This is a genomic window from Cryobacterium sp. AP27 (genome assembly GCF_056680495.1).
In genome coordinates, this window is the sequence record NZ_CM155285.1 from 2,771,148 (window position 1) to 2,792,194 (window position 21,047).

At 67.2% G+C, this 21,047-nt stretch carries 21 protein-coding genes and 1 pseudogene; 11 read left to right on the top strand and 11 right to left on the bottom strand.

Going from position 1 to position 21,047, the window contains the following annotated elements; translation table 11 throughout:
* The first annotated feature begins 26 nt into the window (after positions 1–26).
* Genes AC1MB9_RS13060 through AC1MB9_RS13085 form a run of 6 tightly spaced genes read left to right on the top strand, consistent with a single transcriptional unit; the run spans position 27 to position 6,179 of the window.
* Positions 27–1,349 carry an ABC transporter substrate-binding protein gene (locus AC1MB9_RS13060; RefSeq protein ID WP_479962374.1) on the top strand — a complete coding sequence of 441 codons (1,323 nt, stop codon included), beginning with the start codon at positions 27–29 and terminating at the stop codon, positions 1,347–1,349.
* Between the two features lie 29 nt (positions 1,350–1,378).
* On the top strand, positions 1,379–2,263 hold the full coding sequence (locus tag AC1MB9_RS13065) for a carbohydrate ABC transporter permease (RefSeq protein ID WP_479964647.1): 885 nt from the start codon (positions 1,379–1,381) through the stop codon (positions 2,261–2,263).
* Complete coding sequence (locus tag AC1MB9_RS13070; RefSeq protein ID WP_479962375.1) at positions 2,263–3,165, top strand: carbohydrate ABC transporter permease; 903 nt, start codon at positions 2,263–2,265, stop codon at positions 3,163–3,165. The genes AC1MB9_RS13065 and AC1MB9_RS13070 overlap by 1 nt, the downstream gene beginning before the upstream one ends.
* Positions 3,162–4,343: a Gfo/Idh/MocA family protein gene (locus AC1MB9_RS13075; protein ID WP_479962376.1), complete on the top strand. Its 1,182-nt coding sequence runs from the start codon at positions 3,162–3,164 to the stop codon at positions 4,341–4,343. Before AC1MB9_RS13070 ends, AC1MB9_RS13075 begins: the two co-directional genes overlap by 4 nt.
* Before the next feature lie 55 nt (positions 4,344–4,398).
* A complete protein-coding gene (locus AC1MB9_RS13080; RefSeq protein WP_479962377.1) occupies positions 4,399–5,100 on the top strand; it encodes a ThuA domain-containing protein in 702 nt (233 codons plus the stop codon).
* On the top strand, positions 5,085–6,179 hold the full coding sequence (locus tag AC1MB9_RS13085) for a Gfo/Idh/MocA family protein (RefSeq protein WP_479962378.1): 1,095 nt from the start codon (positions 5,085–5,087) through the stop codon (positions 6,177–6,179). Before AC1MB9_RS13080 ends, AC1MB9_RS13085 begins: the two co-directional genes overlap by 16 nt.
* 54 nt (positions 6,180–6,233) lie before the next feature.
* Here AC1MB9_RS13085 and AC1MB9_RS13090 read toward each other — a convergent pair whose 3' ends face one another.
* Positions 6,234–7,499, bottom strand: coding sequence for an FAD-binding protein (locus AC1MB9_RS13090; RefSeq protein WP_479962379.1), 1,266 nt, complete (start codon positions 7,497–7,499; stop codon positions 6,234–6,236).
* A 249-nt stretch (positions 7,500–7,748) separates the two neighbouring features.
* On the opposite strand from AC1MB9_RS13090, the gene xylA reads away from it, so the two are divergent.
* Together xylA and legP are read left to right on the top strand one after the other, a co-directional pair.
* Positions 7,749–8,939 (top strand): xylose isomerase, encoded by a 1,191-nt coding sequence (xylA, locus tag AC1MB9_RS13095; protein WP_479962380.1) that lies wholly within the window; start codon positions 7,749–7,751, stop codon positions 8,937–8,939.
* A gap of 196 nt (positions 8,940–9,135) precedes the next feature.
* Positions 9,136–11,049, top strand: coding sequence for a Dot/Icm T4SS effector Zinc-dependent metalloprotease LegP (gene legP, locus AC1MB9_RS13100; protein WP_479962381.1), 1,914 nt, complete (start codon positions 9,136–9,138; stop codon positions 11,047–11,049).
* Here the strand turns inward: legP and AC1MB9_RS13105 are convergent.
* Positions 11,020–11,412, bottom strand: a complete 393-nt coding sequence (locus AC1MB9_RS13105) for a YbaY family lipoprotein (RefSeq protein WP_479962382.1) — start codon at positions 11,410–11,412, stop codon at positions 11,020–11,022. The genes legP and AC1MB9_RS13105 overlap by 30 nt on opposite strands.
* Before the next feature lie 121 nt (positions 11,413–11,533).
* Here AC1MB9_RS13105 and AC1MB9_RS13110 point away from each other — a divergent pair, with 121 nt between their 5' ends.
* The 3 genes and pseudogenes from AC1MB9_RS13110 to AC1MB9_RS13120 all read left to right on the top strand — a co-directional run.
* Positions 11,534–12,850 (top strand): GNAT family N-acetyltransferase, encoded by a 1,317-nt coding sequence (locus tag AC1MB9_RS13110; protein ID WP_479962383.1) that lies wholly within the window; start codon positions 11,534–11,536, stop codon positions 12,848–12,850.
* Positions 12,851–12,932: 82 nt separating this feature from the next.
* Positions 12,933–13,835 (top strand): DsbA family protein, encoded by a 903-nt coding sequence (locus AC1MB9_RS13115; RefSeq protein WP_479962384.1) that lies wholly within the window; start codon positions 12,933–12,935, stop codon positions 13,833–13,835.
* 23 nt (positions 13,836–13,858) lie between these two features.
* A pseudogene (locus AC1MB9_RS13120) lies at positions 13,859–14,071 on the top strand (CHY zinc finger protein); the annotation flags it as partial.
* Between the two features lie 114 nt (positions 14,072–14,185).
* Here AC1MB9_RS13120 and crcB read toward each other — a convergent pair.
* From crcB to AC1MB9_RS13165, 9 genes are all read right to left on the bottom strand, one after another.
* Entirely contained in the window at positions 14,186–14,563 is a 378-nt protein-coding gene (gene crcB / locus AC1MB9_RS13125; protein ID WP_479962385.1) for a fluoride efflux transporter CrcB, read from the bottom strand.
* On the bottom strand, positions 14,560–14,982 hold the full coding sequence (locus AC1MB9_RS13130; protein ID WP_479962386.1) for a fluoride efflux transporter FluC: 423 nt from the start codon (positions 14,980–14,982) through the stop codon (positions 14,560–14,562). Before AC1MB9_RS13130 ends, crcB begins: the two co-directional genes overlap by 4 nt.
* Before the next feature lie 120 nt (positions 14,983–15,102).
* Entirely contained in the window at positions 15,103–15,612 is a 510-nt protein-coding gene (locus AC1MB9_RS13135; protein WP_479962387.1) for a universal stress protein, read from the bottom strand.
* A 284-nt stretch (positions 15,613–15,896) separates the two neighbouring features.
* Positions 15,897–16,196, bottom strand: coding sequence for a metal-sensitive transcriptional regulator (locus AC1MB9_RS13140; protein WP_479962388.1), 300 nt, complete (start codon positions 16,194–16,196; stop codon positions 15,897–15,899).
* Positions 16,193–16,501, bottom strand: coding sequence for a rhodanese-like domain-containing protein (locus AC1MB9_RS13145; protein ID WP_479962389.1), 309 nt, complete (start codon positions 16,499–16,501; stop codon positions 16,193–16,195). Before AC1MB9_RS13145 ends, AC1MB9_RS13140 begins: the two co-directional genes overlap by 4 nt.
* Complete coding sequence (locus tag AC1MB9_RS13150) at positions 16,498–18,162, bottom strand: FAD-dependent oxidoreductase (protein WP_479962390.1); 1,665 nt, start codon at positions 18,160–18,162, stop codon at positions 16,498–16,500. The genes AC1MB9_RS13145 and AC1MB9_RS13150 overlap by 4 nt, the downstream gene beginning before the upstream one ends.
* Before the next feature lie 110 nt (positions 18,163–18,272).
* Complete coding sequence (locus AC1MB9_RS13155; protein WP_479962391.1) at positions 18,273–19,103, bottom strand: MetQ/NlpA family ABC transporter substrate-binding protein; 831 nt, start codon at positions 19,101–19,103, stop codon at positions 18,273–18,275.
* 85 nt (positions 19,104–19,188) lie between these two features.
* Entirely contained in the window at positions 19,189–19,956 is a 768-nt protein-coding gene (locus AC1MB9_RS13160; RefSeq protein WP_479962392.1) for a methionine ABC transporter permease, read from the bottom strand.
* A gap of 2 nt (positions 19,957–19,958) precedes the next feature.
* On the bottom strand, positions 19,959–20,945 hold the full coding sequence (locus tag AC1MB9_RS13165) for a methionine ABC transporter ATP-binding protein (protein ID WP_479962393.1): 987 nt from the start codon (positions 20,943–20,945) through the stop codon (positions 19,959–19,961).
* Between the last annotated feature and the right edge of the window lie 102 nt (positions 20,946–21,047).

A 21,047-nucleotide genomic window follows, 5' to 3' on the forward strand; every position in this document is an offset into this window, starting at 1 on the left:
CTTCCGGATACGAAACGGAAGAAGACATGACTCTCAGGACTCGACGGCTCGCCCGCACTGCGGCGTTCACCCTCACGGCCGCGGTGGCACTTTCCGCCTGCGGCACGACCGGACCGACCACAACCTCGGCAGGCGACGGCGACCTCAGTATGTGGGGGCTCAGCAACGCGCCGATGCAACAGATCATGACGGACTCCGTCGAGAGCTGGAACGAGAGCAATCCCGATGAGACGATCGGGATCGACTTTTTCGCCAACGACGCCTACAAGACCAAGGTGCGCACGGCGATCGGAGCCGGAGCGGGCCCCACGTTCATCTACGGCTGGGGAGGCGGAATCCTCAAGTCCTACGTGGATGCCGACGAGGTCGTCGACCTCACCCCGTACCTGGAAGCCAACCCCGAGCTCAGCGACCGGTATATCCCGTCCGTGGCCAAGAACGGGGTCATCGACGGCAAAACCTACGCCGTTCCCAACAACTACACCCAGCCCGTCGTGCTGTACTTCAACAAGCAGGTCTTCGACGAACTCGGAGTGGAAGCGCCCACAACCTGGGACGAGCTTCTTGCGCTCATCCCGGTGTTCAACGATGCCGGCATCGCGCCCCTCTCCCTCGGCGGCCAGTCCAAGTGGCCGAATCTGATGTGGCTCGCCTACCTCGTCGACCGCATCGGCGGTCCGGAGGTCTTCCAGGCCGTCCTCGACGGCGAACCCGATGCGTGGTCGGATCCTGCGGTGATCGAGGCGCTGACCAAGATTCAGCAGCTCGTGGACGCGGGCGGCTTCGTCGAGGGCTTCTCGTCGATCGCCGCCGACACAAATGCCGACCAGGCCCTGCTCTACACGGGACGCGCGGCGATGATGCTGCACGGCGCCTGGGTGTACTCGTCGATCAAGGCGGATGCCGGCGACTTCGTCTCCAGCGGCAAGCTCGGCTTCGTTCCGTTCCCCGCCGTTGAAGGCGGCGTCGGCGACCCCCTCAATGTGACGGGCAACCCGTCGAACTTCTGGTCGGTCTCCTCCAAGGCGACCAAAGAGCAGCAGCAGGCCGCGGTCGACTACCTCACCACCGGGATGCTCAATGAAACCTACGTCGACCAGCTCATCGCCGCCGGGTCGGTCCCCGTGGTCACCGGGATCAAGGACAAGCTGGCCTCGTCCGACGACAAGGACTTCCTCACCATGGTGTACTCGATGACCGCCGATGCGCCCCATTTTCAGCAGTCCTGGGACCAGGCCCTCTCCCCGGCGGCCGCTGACGCGATGCTCACGAACCTGGACCTGATCTTCCTCGACCAGCAGACCCCCCAGGAATTCGCCGCGATCATGAACGGGACGCTGGAGAAGTGACCGCCGCGCTCTCGGAGCGCGGGACGCGGGTGCGCGCCCAGGCGCGCACCCGCGGGCCCTCGGGCTGGTTTGCCGCCCCCGCGCTCGTGCTCTTCTTCGTTTTTGCACTCATGCCGGTCCTCGGAGTGGTCGCCCTGAGTTTCACCTCGTGGAACGGCCTCGGCACGATCACCTTTGACGGGACCGTGAGCTGGCGCAAGGTCCTCGCGGACCCCGTCACCGTCAATGCCCTTGTCGTGACCGGCAAGATCATGCTGTTCAGCTTCATCGTTCAGGCGCCGATCAGTCTGCTGCTCGGTGTTTTCACCGCCGGTGTGCAGAAGTATCGGGCACTACTGGCCGTGCTCTATTTCATCCCCCTTCTGCTGTCATCCGCCGCCGTGGCCATCGCGTTCAAGGCGCTCCTCGACCCCAACTTCGGGCTCGGTCCCGTCACGGGACTGGCGCTGCTCCGACAGGACTGGCTCGGCAACAGTGATCTCGTGCTATTCGTCGTCGTTTTCGTCATCGCCTGGCAGTTCGTGCCGTTTCACACCCTCATCTACCAGGGCGGGGTGAAGCAGATTCCACGTTCCCTGTTCGAGGCGGCCGAGATCGATGGCGCCAGTCGCATGCAGCAGTTCTTCGCGGTGACCCTGCCGCAGCTCAAGTACACGATCATCACATCGTCGACGCTGATGATCGTCGGCTCGCTCACCTATTTCGACCTCATCTTCGTGCTCACCGCCGGCGGCCCCGGGTACGCCACACGTCTGCTGCCCCTCCACATGTACATCACGGGGTTCCGGGCGAACGACATGGGTGCGGCGAGCGCCCTCGGAGTGATCCTCGTCGTGATCGGACTCGTTCTCGCCCTCGTACTGCAGCGACTCGGCGGCCGTGACCGCTCGTCAAGCCAATTGGATGGTGCCTGATGTCCACAACCCTCACCACCACGCCCCCGACGACGACCCCGCACAGTCACCCGCCGCAGCGGCGGCACCGGCGGCAGCGGCGGCAGCGCGAGCGCCCCAACTACCTCGGCGGCCTGTCGGGGTGGATCTGGCTCGTCATCATCATCCTGCCCCTCTACTACGTCGTCATGACGAGTTTCAAGAACCAGGTGGGATTCTTCGCCTCGAATCCGCTCCTGCCCGCCTCCGATCCGACGCTCGACAACTACGCCCTGGTGCTCCGGTCCGGGTTCGTCACGTATCTGGTGAACAGCATCATCGTGACCGTCGGCGCGGTCGGACCGGCCCTGCTCGTGTCATTCATGGCCGCCTACGCGGTGGTGCGGGGACGGGGACGCTTCATCGCGCTCACCAACACCGTCTTTCTGATGGGGCTCGCGATCCCGCTGCAGGCCACGATCGTGCCGATCTATCTGATCATCACCAAGATGGGATTGTACGATTCGCTCCTCGCCCTGATCTTGCCCTCGGCCGCGTTCGCCCTGCCCATCTCGGTACTGATCCTGTCGAACTTCATGCGCGACATTCCGAACGAACTGTTCGAGTCCATGCGACTCGACGGGGCGTCGAACTGGTCGATCCTCTGGCACCTGGTGTTGCCGATGACCCGGCCGGCGGTCGTCACCGTGGGCATCTACAACGCCCTGCAGGTGTGGAACGGCTTCCTGTTCCCGCTGATTCTCACCCAGAGCCCCGACAAACGAGTTCTTCCGCTCTCGCTGTGGGCCTTCCAGGGTGAATTCAGCGTGAACGTGCCGGCGATTCTCGCCGCGGTCGTTCTCTCCACGCTTCCGCTGCTCCTGCTCTACATCTTCGGTCGCCGTCAACTGCTCGGCGGCCTCACGGCAGGGTTCAGCAAGTGACGCGCCCGCTGCGGGTCGGCCTGATCGGCTACGCGTTCATGGGCGCCGCCCACTCGCACGCCTGGCGCAACGCGCACCGATTCTTCGACCTGCCCGTGACCCCGGAACTCGCGGTGCTCGTGGGCCGAAACGAGGAGAAGACCCGGGCGGCGGCCGTCCGGTTCGGCTGGCAGGAGACCGAGACCGACTGGCGCCGCCTCATCGACCGCGATGACATCGACGTGATCGACATCTGCACGCCCGGGGACAGCCACGCCGAGATCGCGATCGCCGCCCTCGAAGCCGGCAAACACGTCTTGTGCGAGAAACCGCTCGCCAATTCCGTGGCCGAGGCCAAACGCATGACGGATGCCGCGGCATCCGCGGCCGCCCGCGGTGTGTTCGCGATGTGCGGATTCAGCTATCGTCGCACCCCCGCCCTCGCTCTCGCCCGGCAGTTCGTTCAGGAAGGCCGGCTGGGCACCATCCGTCACGTCCGAGCGCAATACCTGCAGGACTGGCTGTCCGACGAGAACGCGCCGCTCACCTGGCGCATGGACAAGGATCGCGCGGGGTCGGGCGCGCTCGGGGATATCGGAGCGCACTCAATCGATGCGGCCCAGTTCGTGACCGGAACGACCATCTCGGGTGTCTCGGCGATCATGGAGACCTTCGTGACCACCCGACCGCTCGGCGGCGACCTGGTCGGGTTGGGCGGCGTCGGCAGCACCGACTCCGCGCGCGGGTCCGTGACCGTCGACGACACCGCCCTGTTCACCGCGCGATTCGGTGCGGGCACCGTCGGCATCTTCGAGGCCACCCGGTTCGCGCTCGGGCGCAAGAATGCCATGCGCCTGGAGGTGAACGGAAGCGATGGTTCGGTCGCCTTCGACTTTGAAGACATGAACAGCCTGCAGTTCTTCGACGGCAACGACGACGAGGGCACCCAGGGTTTTCGCCGCATCAATGTGACGGAACCGGTGCATCCCTACACGGGTTCGTGGTGGCCGACCGGCCATGGACTCGGCTACGACCACCTGTTCACCAACCAGATCGCGGACTTCGTGCGCTGCCTCACCGTCGGCGAGCAGCCGCGTCCCTCTTTTGCAGATGCGTTGCAGGTTCAGCAGGTGCTGTCCGCGGTCGAGGAGAGTGCCGGGGCACAGAGCCGCTGGACCGGTGTGGGCGCGGCGACCTGATCATGGCCGGCCGCGGCATCCGCTCCCCCATTTTTCAACGAAAGGACCTATTACAGTGACGAATTCGACCAAGCGGGCCATCATCGTTCGCGGCGGCTGGGATGGACACCAACCCGTCGAGGCGACCGGGATGTTCATCCCGTTCCTGGAAGAGAACGGTTTCGAGGTAACGGTCTTCGACGGCTCCTCGGTCTATGCCGACGCGGAGACCATGGCCGGCGTTGACCTCATCGTGCAGTGCAACACCATGAACACCATCGAGAAGGCCGAGATTGCGGGGCTGCGCGCCGCCGTGCTGGCCGGTACCGGCCTCGCCGGGTGGCACGGCGGGATCGCCGATTCCTATCGGGACTGCGCGGACTACCTGCAGCTGATCGGCGGGCAGTTCGCCCACCACCCCGGCAAGCACCCGAGCGAGCTCACGGGTGAGCAGTCGGACAACTACCTCCCCTATCGCATCGACGTGTCGCCTGAGGCCGTCGAGCACCCGATCATGCGCGGAATCGACAGCTTCGACGTCGTCACCGAGCAGTACTGGGTGCTCAGCGACGACTACATCGATGTGCTCGCCACGACCACGCTGCCGGCCCGTGAATGGGACGCGTGGAACCGCCCCATCACTTCTCCCGCCGTCTGGACCAGGCAATGGGGAGAGGGCAGCATCTTTGTCAGCACGGCCGGCCACAACGTGGCCGTGCTGGAAGATACCACCGTACGCACCATTATCGAAAGGGGTCTCCTATGGGCGAGCCGCTGAACGTCGGAATCATCGGATGCGGAAAGATCATCTCGCAGTATCTGGAGACGCTGGCGCGCCTCGACGACGTGCACCTGATCGCGGTCGCCGACATTGACGAGTCCCGGGCGGCCGCCGTCGCTGCATCCGTTCCGGGCGTTCGCGCTCTCACGGTGGACGAGATCCTGGCTTCGCCGGACATCAAGGTGATCGTCAACCTCACCATCCCCGCCGCGCACGCCGAGGTGTCCCTGCGGATCATCGCCGCCGGGAAGTCGGTTTACGTGGAGAAGCCCCTCACCTCGACGACGGAGGAGGCTCGCGGCGTGCTCTCTGCGGCAGCGGAAGCGGGCGTCTTCGTCGGGTGCGCCCCGGACACGGTGCTCGGAACCGGAATCCAAACGGCACGGCGCGCCATTGACGACGGTGTGATCGGATCGCCGATCTCGGCCACCGCGACCATGCTCACGCCCGGTCATGAACGCTGGCACCCGAACCCCGACTTCTACTATGTCGCCGGCGGCGGGCCGCTCCTGGACATGGGGCCGTACTACATCACCGCCCTCGTCACGCTGCTGGGACCGGTGGTACGCGTGATGGGCGCGGCAAGCGCGACGCGCCCCACCCGAACCATTTCCAACGGCGATCGGGTGGGCGAAGTCATCCCGGTGACCACTCCGACCCACGTCACCGGCGTTCTCGTGCATGAGTCCGGTGCCATCTCGACGATCGTCACGAGCTTCGATGCCGTCGCCACGACGGCCTCCAACATCGAGGTGCACGGGGAGCTCGGCTCACTCGGGGTGCCGGACCCCAACCACTTCGACGGGGACGTGCGCCTGTGGGCCCTCGGCGACACGGAGTGGAGCACCCTTCCCGTGTCGGCGGGGTACTCCCAGGCCGCGCGAGGCTACGGCCTGGCCGATATGGCCTGGTCCTCGAGCGACGGGCAGCTCGATGGAACGCGCGCCAACGGCGCTCTCGCGTTCCACGTACTCGAGGTGATGGAATCGCTCCTGCACTCGGCGGAGACGTTCGAGTCGGCGACCATCACCAGCACGGTGGAACGTCCCGCGGCGGTGCAGCTCTCCGACCGCTGACGGTGGGAGCGGATGCCGGTTCACGCGATCCGGCATCCGCTCTCCGCCGCGGCCTCAACGTCCGAAGACCGTGCGCTCGAGGAAGGCGTTGCGGAATTTGTGCTGCGGGTCCATGCGCTCGGCCAGGTCCTGGAAGTCCGAGAATTTCGGGTACAGCGGCGCGAGGTCCATAGCCCCGAGCCGGAACAGTTTTCCCCAGTGCGGGCGCGCCTGAAAGGGAACGAGGGCGGCCTCGATGAGCACGAGCACCTTCTCCACGGCCTCCTGCTCGGGCTTCCAGGTGAAGTGCAACCCGATGCCGGCGCGCCCCTGGTTGGGACTGAGCCACAGGTCGTCCGCGGCCATCGTGCGCACCTCGCTCACGAGCAGCAGCGGCGTGATCTCACCGGAAAGCTCCCGCATTGCTGCGATCGCGGCAACCGCATGCTCGCGGGGCACGAGGTACTCGCTTTGCAGCTCCGCGCCGCTGCTGGGGGTGAACGCGAGCCGAAAATGGGCCAGCCGGTCGTGCCACGGTCCCCAGACCCCCAACTGTTGGGTGCAGTTTTCGGCGGACAGGTTTGGCAGCGGATGCCGTCCCACCGTTGCCGGCGTGCCCCCGAAGAACTCGTCCCGGGGGACATAGGCATCCTCCGCATCCGTTCGACGGCTCTTGAGCCACGCCTGGTCGACCCGGTCTCCGCTCCAATCCGTGAAGAGGCTGACGCTGTAGGCGGCTGAGGTGACGGCATCGAAGTGCGCCAGCACGGCCGACCAGGGCAGGTTCTCGAACACGTCCTGGCGCACCTCGAAACTCGGCTGTATCTCCAGGGTCACCCGCGTGACGATGCCCATCGCGCCGAGACCCACGACGAGCCCGGCGAAGTCCGGCGATTCGTCGCGGGACACGCTGATGAGTTCGCCCGTGCCGGTGACGAGGTCGAGCGCGGTCACGGCGGTCGCGAGGTTGCCGTTTCGGTCGCCTGACCCGTGTGTGCCGGTGGCAATCGCGCCGGCCACCGAGATGTGCGGGAGCGACGCGAGGTTGTGCAGGGCGAACCCTCGGTGGGCAAGGGCCTCGGCGAGAATGCCGTATTTCGTTCCCCCACTCACGGTGACCGTGCCCGCCTCCTCATTGGTGACGATGTTGGCATCGAGGTAATGCAGGGATACCAGCACGCCGTCGGTATCGGCGATGTCGTTGAAGGAATGGCGAGAGCCGAGCGCCCGCACCTTCGCGGCACCCGCAACAACGCTCTGCACCTCGGCAACGCTTTTGGGGGTCGCCACCCCGGCGGCTGCGTAGCGGAAATTTCCGGCCCAGTTCAGTTCTGCTGTCACGATCTGCGGTCCTTGCCCGATGGAAGAGGAATTTGAGGTGCTCAAGACATTACGCGGTTCACCGGCCCGCGACCGCACACTCGCGCACCCGCGTGGCGCCGCGACTGTCCGACCGCCTGCGCCATGCCGCACGTGCTGACCGGCTCGTTCTCTCCAATCCGGCCCGCGCGGTCGCGCTGGCGCGCAATCTGCCCTAATATGTTCTAACCTACAACAAATCATCAACGTTGCTGACAGACAAGGATCACCATGGCACTCACGCCCACCCGCGAAGACAAGTTCTCCTTCGGCCTTTGGACCATCGGATACAACGGCGCCGACCCGTTCGGCGGGCCGACCCGACCGGAACTCGACGTGGTCGACGCCGTCACCAACCTGGCCGAGCGAGGCGCCTACGGCCTCACGTTCCACGACGACGACCTGTTCGCCTTCGGATCAACGGATGCCGCGCGCCAGTCCCAGATCGACCGGCTCAAGGGCGCACTGGACGACACCGGGCTCATAGTTCCCATGGTCACCACGAACCTGTTCAGCGCTCCCGTGTTCAAGGACGGCGGCTTCACCTCCAACGACCGCGCCGTGCGCCGGTTCGCGATGCGCAAGGTGATGCGCAACCTCGACCTCGCGGCGGAACTCGGCGCCAAGACGTTCGTGATGTGGGGCGGCCGTGAGGGCGCCGAGTACGACGCGGCCAAGGACATCCGTTCAGCATTGGAGCGTTACCGCGAGGCCGTCAACGTGCTCGGCGACTACGTCACCGACAAGGGCTACGACATCCGCTTCGCGATCGAGCCCAAGCCCAACGAGCCGCGCGGCGACATTCTGCTGCCCACGGTGGGGCACGCGATGGCGTTCATCACGACCCTTGAGCGTCCCGAGCTCGTGGGGGTGAACCCCGAAGTCGGCCACGAGCAGATGGCCGGGCTCAACTTCACGGCCGGCATCGCGCAGGCGCTCTACCAGGGCAAGCTGTTCCACATCGACCTCAACGGCCAGCGCGGAATCAAGTACGACCAGGACCTCGTCTTCGGCCACGGCGACCTGCACAACGCCTTCTCGCTCGTCGACCTGCTCGAAAACGGCGGCCCGAACGGCGGCCAGGCCTACACCGGACCTCGGCACTTCGACTACAAGCCGTCCCGCACGGAAGACGTGTCTGGCGTGTGGGACTCGGTATCCGCCAACATGCGCACCTATCTGTTGCTCAAGGAACGCGCGGCCTCGTTCCGCGCCGACCCGGAGGTGCAGGAGCACCTCGCCGCCTCCATGGTTCCCGCACTGTCGCAGCCGACACTCGCGCCCGGCGAGAGCTACGACGACCTGCTGGCCGACCGTGCCTCGTACGAGGACTTCGCCCCCGACGATTACTTCGGCGCGAATGGATTCGGCTTCGTGCGCCTGCAGCAGCTCGCCCTCGAACATCTGCTCGGCGCCCGCTAAACCTCACCCACGGCACCGCGCTCCGCTCCGCAAAACCGGTGTTTCTGAGACACGCCGAGGTAACCGGCCGCGCCACGCGGCGCGCCGCCGAAAACACCGGTTTTGCGGCGGATGCGGCATCCAATAACGCGTCGATAACGGCACATGACCTACCGTGTCAGGGTCTCATCTCCCCTGATACGGAAAGGTCGTTGCAATGCCACAGGACACGCCTCATGAGGGTCTCGGACCGTTCGTGAGCGAGGGTGAATTCCAGGCCGGAGCCCCCGGCACAGCGTACATTTCGGGCAACACGTTCCCCCCGACCAGGGTCACCTACTTCGAGGTCAACGGGCTGGCCGTCTTCGAAGGTGACATCGTGCTCGGCACGGTCGACCAGGTTCCGACGACCCTCGAGGAATACGAGGCCCAGGCCGGTGCGCGGGCCGTCATCATCCCCGGCGCCCAATTCCGGTGGCCCGGAGCGATCGTCCCGTTCCGCATCAACGCCGCCCTCCCCAACCAGCAGCGGGTGCGCGACGCAATCACCCATTGGGAGCAACGCACGTCCCTACGCTTCCCGGAGCGCACCGCGGCCAACGCGGCCCAATTCCCGAACTTCATCGAGTTCTCGGATGCCGGCGGCTGCTGGTCGAGGCTCGGAATGCAGGGCGGATCCCAAACGATCAGCCTCGGCACCGGGTGCACAACCGGCAATGCCATCCACGAGATCGGGCACGCCGTCGGGCTCTGGCACGAACAGAGTCGCGAGGACCGGAACACCTTCGTCACGATCAACTGGGCGAACATCGAAGCGGGGATGGAGAGCCAGTTCGACCAGCACGTGACCGACGGCGACGACGTGGGCGGTTACGACTACGGCTCGATCATGCACTACCCCCGCACCGCCTTCTCCCGGAACGGGCAGGAGACGATCACGCCGGTGCAGGCCGGGGCCCAGATCGGGCAGCGTACGGCCCTCTCGGCGGGCGACATCGCCGCCGCGGACTTCATGTATCCGCGTTCGAGGCCGAGTTCCGGCCCCGTCGTGTCATGGGGGCCGAACCGGCTCGATGTGTTCGTGCTTGGCACCGACCGGGCCGTGTACCACAAGTGGTGGAACGGCCAGTCGTGGGGACCGTCCACCACCGGCTACGAGAACATGGGCGGGATCGCGACGAGTGTGCCCCAGGCCGTGGCCTGGGGACCGAACCGGCTCGACCTCTTCGTCACCGGAACGGACAGCGCGCTGTACCACAAGTGGTTCAACGGCTCCACGTGGGGGCCCTCTCTCACCGGGTACGAGAACATGGGCGGGATCGTGATCGGTGATCCACGCATCGTGTCGTGGGGCCCGAACCGGCTCGACGTGTTCGTTGTGGGTACCGACCGGGCGATGTACCACAAGTGGTTCAACGGCTCCGCGTGGGGGCCCTCTCTCACCGGGTACGAAAACATGGGCGGCATCGTCGTCGGGCAGCCCGAGGTGGTGTCGTGGGGCCCGAACCGGCTCGACGTTTTCGTCGTCGGCACCGACCGGGCGCTGTACCACAAGTGGTGGAACGGCCAGTCATGGGGTCCCTCCGTCACCGGCTACGAGAAGATGGGCGGCGTGTGCACGTCGGCGCCCCGGGTGGTCTCGTGGGGCCCGAACCGGCTCGATGTGTTCGTCACCGGGACCGACGGTGCGCTGTACCACAAGTGGTGGAACGGCCAGTCGTGGGGTCCGTCTCTCACCGGTTTCGAGCGGATGGGCGGCATTGTGATCGGGCAGCCCGAGGCCGTGGCCTGGGGCCCGGACCGGCTGGACCTCTTCGTCATCGGCACCGATAGCTCGTTGTTCCACAAGTGGTTCAACGGCTCGGCGTGGGGCCCGTCCCTCACCGGCTACGAGGGCCAGGGCGGCATCGCGACATCCGACCCGCGCGTCGTCGCGTGGGGCCCGAACCGGCTGGATGTCTTCCTCACCGGCACGAACAGTGCGCTGTTCCACAAGTGGTGGAACGGTTCGGCCTGGGGCCCGTCGCTCACCGGCTACGAGAACATGGGCGGAGTGGTCACGAGCTTCGACGCGGCGAGCGCGGATGCCCAGGAAGGCGGCTCAGACACGATGCAGCGGGACACGGATTAGCCCGGACCCTGGTGCGACCGGGTGGGACTGCGTCGAGATGAGGTCACCGATGTCGATGGCCTCGGCACGGCGCCTCTCACCCGGTCGTGACGGATGAACATGAACGCGCACGTTCAGACGCGCCGTGCCGCCGAGCGCAGCGGTTGGCACGGCAACGGCGAAGTCCAGCTCCGGTTGCGGCCCCGGTGGCAACGTCGGGTTCTCCAGCCGTGATTCGCCCACGATGGTGCTCGGCGCATCCGCTCGTGACACGTCTTCGACCCGCACGACCACCGTGTACGGCGGAGTGGGACGATCGCCCAGCGGGAATGCCACGCGTCCCCGCACCATTACGGCGCCGTCGGCGCGACCTTCGTCGTTCACGCGCAGCCTCCCAATCCTGGTACGCCATCCTTCGCACCGAGGATACCCCGCACCCTCGGAGCCCGCTGGTGGTTCCCGATCGCGCATCGATCCGGTCCGCCCGACGGGCTACGCTCGAAGCGTGACTCACCACACTTCTCTCCCCGTCGACGCCGATTCCCGAGACCGTCTGGCCGCACAGGGCCTCGACCTGAGCATTCTCGATCCCACCGACCTCCCGTCGGCCAGACGGTGGCTGCAATCCGAGGCCCGCGGTTTTCATGACCCGGCGCGCAGCGACGACCTGCTCGGGGTGCTGGAACAGGAAATCGCCGTCGACCGGGTGAGCGCGGTGCACGACAGGAGCGGCGCCGAGCCGGACTCCCCCGTCGCCACCGTGCGGTCCTGGGAAATGGGCCTCAGCGTCCCCGGCGGCGGCACGCTCCCCACCTGGGCCATCAGTTCCGTCACCGTCGCGCCCACGCACCGCCGCCGGGGAATCGCCCGCGCACTTCTCCCCGCCGAACTACGCACCGCACGGGCCCTCGGCCTGCCGATGGCGATGCTCACCGTGTCGGAGGCCACAATCTACGGGCGCTTCGGGTTCGGACCGGCCGCGTACCAGGCGCACCTGCGCATCGACACGACCCGCGCCCGCTGGACCGGCGCGTCGCCCGCCGGGCGGGTGGACTTCGTCACCGCCGATTCTCTCTTCATCGACGGCCCCGCGATCTTTGAACGGTCCCGTGAACCCGGCGAGGTGGACCGGCGCACGATCTGGTGGAGCCACGCCCTCGGCTTGGTTGCCCAGGACCCCGACTCCGAAAAGCGCACCCTGCGCTGCGTGCGCTACGACGACGCCGCCGGCCACGCCCAAGGCTTCGCGGTTTACTCGATCGTGCTCGGCGACGAGGGGTACCCCGCCCGTCTCGACCTGGCCGATCTCGTGGCCGCGACCGACGACGCCTACGCCGCCCTGTGGCGCTTCGTGCTCGAGATGGACCTGGTCACCGAGGTCAGCGCCCCGCTGCGCAGCGTGCGCGAACCGCTCGTGTGGCACGTTCTCGACCGTCGAGCCGTGCGCAAAACCGTCGAACGCGACCACCTCTGGTTGCGGATCCTCGACGTGCCCACCACCCTCACCGCCCGCACCTATTCCGCGCCCGGAACATTCAGGCTCACCGTCACCGACGACCTCGGGCTCGCGGACGGCGACTACCTGCTCACGGTCGACGTCGACGGGCGCGCGGCGGCGCATCCGCTCACCGCCCACGCGCCCGCGGACGCCGTGCACGTGACGCTCCCGGTGGCCTACCTCGGCGCGCTCTACCTCGGGGCGGGCAGCGCGGTCGACCTCGCCCGGGCCGGCCGACTCACCTCGACCACACCGGATGCCGCCGCCCGGCTCGACGCCACCTTCCACTCCCCGAACGCCCCGCGTCTCAGCACCTGGTTCTAAACCGCTCCCAGACTCTTCACAGCGCTCGAAAGCCCGGCACACAGGCCTACTACCTAGTGTCAAAGGGCATTCCAATGAAACGGTGACTGAGCGCATGATGAGCAACGCCTCCGGGCAGCCCCGCCCGCCCAGAAAAGACCGCCGCGACCAGGCCCGTGACAACGCGAAGCTGATGCGTGACGAAGAGCGCACACGCGCCCGGCGCCGCCGCATGCTCTGGCGCGGCGGCATCGGCCTCGCCCTGCTTGCCGCCGCGACCGTCGTGGCCCTGGTGATCGTCGATCACTGGGCTCCGAGCGGCGCCGGTCCGCGCAACATGGCCAGCGACGGAATTCTGATCGGTGGCGACGGCACCACGGTCTCGGCGGCGACGACCCCCGCACTCGCCGCCGGCGCGAAGCCGGCGTCCACCGACCAGTCCCGGCTCGGCGACATGGTCAACATCGCCATCTATGCCGACTACAAGTGCGCGCTCTGCGGCCAGTTCGCGGCGACAAACGGCGCCCAGATCGAGAGTTGGGTGACCGCCGGCAATGCCACGGTTGAGCTGCACCCGATCTCCATTCTCGACGCCTCCTCGCTCGGCACGAACTATTCCACCCGCGCCGCGAATGCCGCGGCGTGTGTGGCCAACTATGCTCCCGACTCCTTTCTCGCTGTGAACGCGGCGCTCTTCGCGAACCAGCCGGCCGAAAATTCCTCGGGCCTCACCGACGCCGAGTTGCAGTCCCTGATCGTCAACGCCGGGGTCACCAACGTGAGCATCCCGGCCTGTATCACGAATGCGACGTTCGTCCCATGGGTCGGTGCGGCCTCGGATCGCGCGCTGAAGGGGCCCCTGCCCAACGCCGACATCCACAAGGTCACCGGCACGCCGACCGTGCTCGTGAACGGCGTCTCGTACACAGGCTCGCTTCGAGACGCGACCGCGTTCGAGGCGTTCGTGCTGAAGCAGGCCAGCGCAACCGGCACTAGCGGCGACTAGCTCGACCCCGCGATACTCAGACGATGACCTCTGCCCCGCACGTGCACGGCGCGGTCGTCGATGAGCAGACGCGCTGCGTGCACTACCACTCGCCGCGAGACGTGATTGCGATCAAGTTCGCCTGCTGCCGACGATACTACCCGTGTTTTCGCTGCCACGAGGAGCGCGAGTCTCATCCGGTCGAGCAGTGGCCGGAGCACGAGTGGGACGAGCGCGCCATCCTGTGCGGCGTGTGCCACGAGGAGATGAGCATCCGCTCCTACCGGTCGGTGACGCACTGCCCGACGTGCGGCGCCGAGTTCAATGACGGATGCCGACTGCACGCGCACCTGTATTTTGCGGTGCCATCGTCAGAGGGTCAGACCGATCCAGAGCCCGAGTCCGGCGGCGGCGACGGACGCCACGAGCATGCCGAGCCCGACGACGAGCGCCGGCAGGTACCGACGCTCCCGCAGCAGACGAACCGTCTCGACGCTCGCCGTGCTGAACGTCGTGTAGCCGCCGAGGAGCCCGCCGCCCAGCACCAGGTGCCAGTCGCTGCTCACCAGGTGCTGGGCGGCGAGACCCGTCACCAGCCCGAGCAGCAGCGAACCGGTGACGTTGATTACGGTGGTGCCGAAGACGAGGTCGCCGCGCATCCGTGACCGCAGCACGCCGTCGACGAAGAACCGGGCGGCCGCGCCCAGCCCGCCGGCGAGGGCCACGGCGACGAAGAACAGCGGGGTCATGCCGGTCCCCCGCGGCGGCGGCGCAGGCTTGCCGACCCGATGATGCCGAGCCAGGTGGCCACGGCTCCGAGGATCAGGGTGCCCCCGGCATACAGCAGGGCGGCGCCCACCGAGCCGTCGGCGAGGAGCAGACCGGTGTCGGTCGCGAGGGCGCTGTAGGTCGTGAAACCGCCGAGCACGCCGGTGCCGACCAGCAGCCGGATTCCGCGGCGCCGACCCCCGTCGGGTCCGCGGCCAAGGAGCGTCTCGAGCAGCGCGCCGAGCAGCAGCGCCCCGGTGACGTTGATGGCGAACGTGACCGGGATCGCGCCGGGATCCAGCAGTAGAAGCACCTCGCGCAGAGCGGTGCCGACGGTGCCGCCCAGAAAGACCAGGCCCAGGTACTCCCAGCGCAGATGCGTCGCCACCGTGTCGCTCACGAACACCTACCAATTCTCGTCGAGGCGGAGGGGGCCGGAACCAGTCGTGGCGGGCGGTTCGAGCGGGTTGCTCCGGCGGGATCCATCGCAATTCTCACAGTACACGGGGTCGCGGAACGCTCAGGATTCGTCCCAGGGCAGGGCCTTGTCGCGCGGCACCGGGGCGAGAGGGATGACCACGACGGGGCGGTGCTGACGATGCGCGAGGTGCACGGCGACCGAGCCGTTGAAGAACTCGCCCAGGGTGGCTCGCACGGTGGCCTCGCGGGTACCGACGACGATCATCGCCGCGCCGATGGTGTCGGCCAGGCCGCCGAGCGCCAACGCGGGGTCGCCGGAGAGGGCACGAGTGGACCAGGACAGGTCGAGGTCGCCGAGAAGACCCGTCAGGTGCTCGAGCAACGCGGAATCGAAGGTCGGATCCGTGGTCTCGAGCAGGTCCGGGTCGATCGGGAACGAGGTCATTGATCCGTCGCCCATGTCGAAGACCATGTAGCGATTCACATCGACGTGGACGCAGACGAGCTCGGCGTCGAAGCGCTGGGCAAACACGGCGGCCTCGAGCACCACGGCGTCGGGCTGCCCGGGCAGAACGCCCACAATCACATGTGCAGTCGGCTTGGCAGTCATGGCACTCCCGCTCTCGATCGTTCGGCGTCCGCCGGCTCGCTCAGCCTGTCAGATTACTCGTAACGCGGCTACCGCCGCGCCGCAACTTCTGTGCGGTTCCCCGGCTTCGTCGCCCGGCGGTCGCTTATTCAGGAGATCCGGCCACACGCATCCGCCCGGCCGCGTCGTTACGCGGCGACCGGAGCCGGCCCACCTCGGATCTCCTGAACTCGGAACATCCGCGGGTGATTCGCTTCGGTGTGCGGGGCGACGGTGGGCGACGGGCGGCGGCGCGCGGGCGGATGCTAGGCGAGGGTCATGAAGAGCTTCTCCAGCTCCTCCACGGTGAGGGAATCTTCGCCGTCGGGCTTCGCGATGCAGTCCCGCATGGCCGTCGATACGATCATGAAGCCGGCCCGGTCGAGCGCGCTCGACACCGCGGCGAGCTGGGTGACAACGTCTTTGCAGTTTCCGCCGCCCTCGACGGCGCTGATCACGGCGCCGAGCTGGCCCTGGGCGCGGCGCAACCGGTTCACGATCTTCTTCTGCGCCGCTGCATTCGCGGCGGCGGTCTCGGCCCCGGTGTCGATCGACTCGACGGTCATGATGCGCCGCCCTGCTGCACGGGCAACCCGGCCTGCTGCCAGGCGATGGTTCCTCCGGCCACGTTCACGGCGTCGATTCCTCGGCCGGCCAGGTATGAGGCGGCTTGCGCGCTGCGCCCGCCGGCGGCACACACCACGTAGACGGGGCTCGCGTCGGGAACGTCGCCCACGCGCGCCACGAAGTCACTCAGCGGAATGTGCGTGACGCCGGGAATGTGCGCGTCGGCGTACTCGTCGGCCTCGCGAACGTCCACGATCACGGCGTCGGTGAGGGCGGACAGTTCGGTTACGGAAATCTCGATCATGCGAGGATCCTTTCGGGAGTGGGGCGAACGGTGTTGAGGGAGTCGCCGGCGAGCCAAGTGCGGTAACCGCCGTCAAGGTTGCGCACGTCGAAGCCGTGCTGGGTGAGCAGGCGCGCCGCCGTGTGGCCACGCTGGCCCACCTGGCAGTGCACGATGAGCGGTGCCGTCGGCAGGTCCGCCAGCCGGGAGCGCAGCTCGTCGAGCGGCACATTGATGGCGCCGGGAATGCTGCCGCCCTCGAATTCGCCGAGGGTGCGCACATCCACGAGCACCGCCCCCGCCACGCGGGCCGCGGCGAGTTCGTGCCATTGGATGTTGCGGCTCGTTCCGGCGCGCAGGTTGTCGGCCACGTAGCCCAGCTGATTCACGGGGTCTTTCGCCGAGGCGAACTGCGGCGCGTAGGCGAGTTCCAACCGGGTGAGAGCGGATGCCGTGAGCCCGCCCGCCATGGCCGTCGCGATCACGTCGATGCGTTTGTCCACGCCGCTGCCTCCCACGATCTGGGCGCCGAGGATGGCATCCGTCTGCGGATCGATGAGCAGTTTCATGCTCATCGACTCGGCACCCGGGTAGTAACCGGCATGGGAGACCGGATGCGTGTGCGCGATCCGGTGGGCTCGGCCGGCGGCAACGAGGCGCGCCTCGCTCCAGCCGGTGAGGGCCACGACAACACCGAAAAGTCCGAGGATCGACGTTCCGAGTGCGGGGGCAGCCGGCTCCGGCTGCCCGGCAATGCTGTCTGCCGCGGCGCGCCCGTGCCGGTTGGCGAGGCCCGCCATGGTGACGAGCAGGGGGTCGCCGGTCACGGCATCCGTCTTCTCGACGCCGTCACCGACGGCATAGATGAACGGGTCGCTCGTGCGCTGGGTGTCGTCGACCCACACGCCGCCGCTCGCGCCGATGCGCAGGCCGGCCTGCTGGGCGAGGGAAGTGTCGGGGGTGACTCCGCTCGCGTCGATCACCAGGTCGGCGGCGACGGTGGTCCCGTCGCTCAGCGCGAGCCCGACGCCGTCGGCGGATGCGCCGAGCACCGTCGTGCCGAGGCGAACGTCAACGCCCTGCTCCTCTACGGTCGCGAGCAGCGGCGCGGCCATCTCGGGGTCGAGGGGGGTGAAGAGCTGAATGCCGAGCTGGACGAGCGTGACGTGCACGCCGCGGTGCACGAGGTTCTCCACCGCTTCGAGCCCGATGAACCCGGCCCCGATGACGACGGCGGTTGCGCCGTCCGGCCGCCCGGAGAGCACGGACTCGATGTGGTCGACATCGTCGATCGTTCGCAGCGTGGTGGTGGCCGGCCCGCTGGTCGCGGAACGCGCCGACGCGCCGGCGGCAAGCACGAGACGGTCGTACGTCTCGGTAGAGACATCGCCGGTGATCGTGTCACGCACCGTGACCGTGCGCGCGGCCCGGTCGACGGACGTGACCTCGCGGTTGATGCGTACGTCGAGGCGGAACCGGGCCGAGAGCGATTCGGGCGTCTGCAGCAGCAGGTCGGAGCGGTTCTTGATCACACCGCCCACGTAGTACGGCAGCCCACAGTTGGCGAAAGACACGTACTGTCCGCGCTCGAAGACCACGATCTCGGCCGATTCGTCGAGCCGACGCAGTCGGGTCGCCGCGGACATGCCGCCGGCCACCCCGCCGACAATAAGTGTTCTCATCTCAGACCTCCTCCTCAAGTATGCGCGAGGAGAGATTCCCCTGCCATCCACCGCGCACGCGGGGTGCGCGGTGGATGGGGCGGCAGATCACCACAGCCGGCGCGAATGCGTCAGACCGCCGGGATGACGAGTCCCGCCCACTTGTCGTTCATGAACTGCTGGGTCTCGGCGGAGAGAAGCAGCTCCTTGAGCTTGGCAATGCGCGGGTCGTTCTCGAGCTCCGGCGTGGTGGCGAGCACGTTGAAGTACGGGCTGTCGGAACCTTCGAGCAGGATGGCCTGGTCCCCGGTGAGACCGGCGGGCAGCGCGAACGAGATGGTCACGAAGGCGACGTCGACATCGTGTACGGCCTGGGGCAGGGTGGCGTTCTCGATCTCCTGGAAGTCGTACTTGTGCGGGTTCTCGGTGATGTCGGCGAGCGAGGTGGGCTCATCCGTCGTTTCGATCAGGCCCTCGCCGGCGAGGATTTTGAGCGCACGGCCCTCGTTGGTCGGGTCGTTCGGGATGGCGATGCTCGCACCGTCGTTGAGATCGTCGAGGGACTTCACGGTGTCGCTGTAGAAGGCCGCACTCGGCAGATAGATCTCGCCCATGCTCACGAGGCTCCCGCCGGCCTCGGCGTTGTAGGTGTCGAGGAAGGTGGCGTTCTGGAACAGGTTCGCGTCGATCGAACCGTCGGAGAGGGCCACGTTCGGCGTGTTGTAGTCGGTGAATTCCGTGAACTCGATGTCGAGGCCGGCATCGGCGGCCAGGTTCTCCGCGACGAACTCGAGGATGTCGCCGGCCGGGGTGGCCAGGGCGCCCACGGTGAGGGTCCCCAGGCCGTCCTCGTCAGCGCCCGCGGAGTCGGCCGATGTCCCGCCGCAGGCGGTGAGAGCGAACAGGGCGGAAACGGCGACAGCGGCACCAGCAAGGCGCGTGCGGCGGGAGGTGAAATGCATGGAGGACTCTTCTCGTGGTGGTGTGTTTGTGGTGGTGACCGCGCCGTCATGCTGACTTCGGCGCGATCGAGGTGGGTTCCTGTGGTTACGTGCCGCTCGCCGCACGGGGGCGCAGCACCGACGGTGCCTGGACGGCCCGGTTCGGCCGGGACTTGTGCGCAAAGCGCTTGGCCAGCATCGTCGCCAGTCCCTGCAGGATCATCACGATCACAAAGATCACGATGATCACGGCGAGCATGTGGATGTTGCTGTACCGCTGGTAGCCGAAACGCACGGCAACGTCGCCGAGGCCGCCACCGGCGACGGTGCCGACCATGGCGGAGAAGTTGATGATCGAGGTGACCGTCGTCGACAGTCCGAGGATCATCGGGGAGAGTGCCTCCGGCACCAGCACCTTCGAAATGATCTGCCAGCGCGTGGCCCCGAGGGACTCCGCGGCCTCGATCAGGCCCGTGTCGACCTCCTTGATGGCGATCTCCACCATTCGAGCGAAGAACGGGATTGCCACAATCGCCAGCGGCACGATGGCGGCGGTGGAGCCGATGAAGGTTCCCACCACCAGCCTGGTGAACGGGATCAACGCGACCATCAGAATGATGAACGGCACGCTCCGGCCGAGGTTGACGACGAATTCGAGCACCCGGTTGATCACCCGTCCGAGACGGCGCGACCCAAATGGGCGCTCGATCAGGCCTCCGGGTTCGGTACCGACGAGCACGATCCCGAGCGGCAGACCCACGATGATCGTGATGAGCAGCGAGACGCCCACCATGTAGAGGGTCTCGCCGGTACCCACCAGGAGCACCTGAAAAAGGTCGGACCAGAATTGCGGCAAGGATGGATCCAGCAGCACGGTTACTCCCCCACGATTTCGACGAGCATGCCCTGGCTACGCAGGTCCGCGATCGGGCGCGCGTGGCCCTCGGGGTTGCCCGGCAGCGCCAGCCTGGTGCGACCGGCCTGGTTGCCGCCGATGTTCTCGATGGCGGCGCCGAGGATGGAAACATCAAGCCCATAGGTGCGCGCCAGCTGGGCGATCACCGGGCTGTCGGCGGAGCCGCCGCTGAACGTGATGTCGATGACCGTGTGGCCCGGTCGCGCCGGAGCGTCCCCGAGCGGGAACAGCTCGTGGGCGAGGCGGGACCCGGCCGTCGAGATCAGCGAGACGATCCGGCCGTGTTCGACGATCCGGCCGTCTGCGATCAGCGCGGCGGAGTCGCAGATTCGTTTGATGACATCCATCTCGTGGGTGATCAGCAGCACGGTCAGGCCCAGGTCGGCGTTGATGGTTTTGACGAGGTCGAGGATCGACCGGGTGGTCTCCGGGTCGAGGGCGCTGGTGGCCTCGTCGGAGAGCAGCACCTTGGGGCGGCCGGCCAGCGACCTGGCGATGCCCACCCGTTGTTTTTGGCCGCCGGAGAGCTCGGCGGGGTACGCGCCGGCCTTATCGGCGAGCCCGACCAGGTCGAGAATGTCCAGCGCGCGGCGGCGGCGCGCGTCGCCGTCAACCCCGATGATCTCGAGGCCCAGTTCCACATTCCCGCGCACGGTCCGTCCGGCCAGGAGGTTGAAGTGCTGGAAGACCATGCCGATCTTTCGGCGGGCGCGGCGCAGCGCGGCGGGAGACAGGGCGGTGAGCTCATCGCCGTCGACCGTCACCGAGCCGGAGTCTGGTCGTTCCAACAGGTTGATCGCGCGGATCAGGGTGCTCTTGCCGGCGCCGCTCTGGCCGATCACGCCGAAGATCTCACCCTCGGCGACCTCGAGCGAGACGTCCTGGAGGGCAGCGGTGACGGTGCCGCCGGAGCGGAAGGTCTTGGTGACGTGCTGAACGGAGATCACGGTGGTCCTGAAGTTTCGCGCGGTTGTTTACCGCTGACTTCTGAGTGTGTCAACCGAAACGCCCGCGACAAAATCAATATGACGGAATGTGTCCGCCGTTCC

Bases quoted from the DNA above. Each gene is read 5' to 3' on its own strand.
- AC1MB9_RS13085 (WP_479962378.1), top strand. From the start codon at position 5,085: ATGGGCGAGCCGCTGAACGTCGGAATCATCGGATGCGGAAAGATCATC.
- AC1MB9_RS13070 (WP_479962375.1), top strand. From the start codon at position 2,263: ATGTCCACAACCCTCACCACCACGCCCCCGACGACGACCCCGCACAGT.
- AC1MB9_RS13135 (WP_479962387.1), bottom strand. From the start codon at position 15,612: ATGACTGCCAAGCCGACTGCACATGTGATTGTGGGCGTTCTGCCCGGG.
- crcB (WP_479962385.1), bottom strand. From the start codon at position 14,563: ATGACCCCGCTGTTCTTCGTCGCCGTGGCCCTCGCCGGCGGGCTGGGC.
- AC1MB9_RS13155 (WP_479962391.1), bottom strand. From the start codon at position 19,103: ATGCATTTCACCTCCCGCCGCACGCGCCTTGCTGGTGCCGCTGTCGCC.
- AC1MB9_RS13140 (WP_479962388.1), bottom strand. From the start codon at position 16,196: ATGACCGTCGAGTCGATCGACACCGGGGCCGAGACCGCCGCCGCGAAT.
- AC1MB9_RS13150 (WP_479962390.1), bottom strand. From the start codon at position 18,162: ATGAGAACACTTATTGTCGGCGGGGTGGCCGGCGGCATGTCCGCGGCG.
- AC1MB9_RS13060 (WP_479962374.1), top strand. From the start codon at position 27: ATGACTCTCAGGACTCGACGGCTCGCCCGCACTGCGGCGTTCACCCTC.
- xylA (WP_479962380.1), top strand. From the start codon at position 7,749: ATGGCACTCACGCCCACCCGCGAAGACAAGTTCTCCTTCGGCCTTTGG.
- AC1MB9_RS13145 (WP_479962389.1), bottom strand. From the start codon at position 16,501: ATGATCGAGATTTCCGTAACCGAACTGTCCGCCCTCACCGACGCCGTG.
- legP (WP_479962381.1), top strand. From the start codon at position 9,136: ATGCCACAGGACACGCCTCATGAGGGTCTCGGACCGTTCGTGAGCGAG.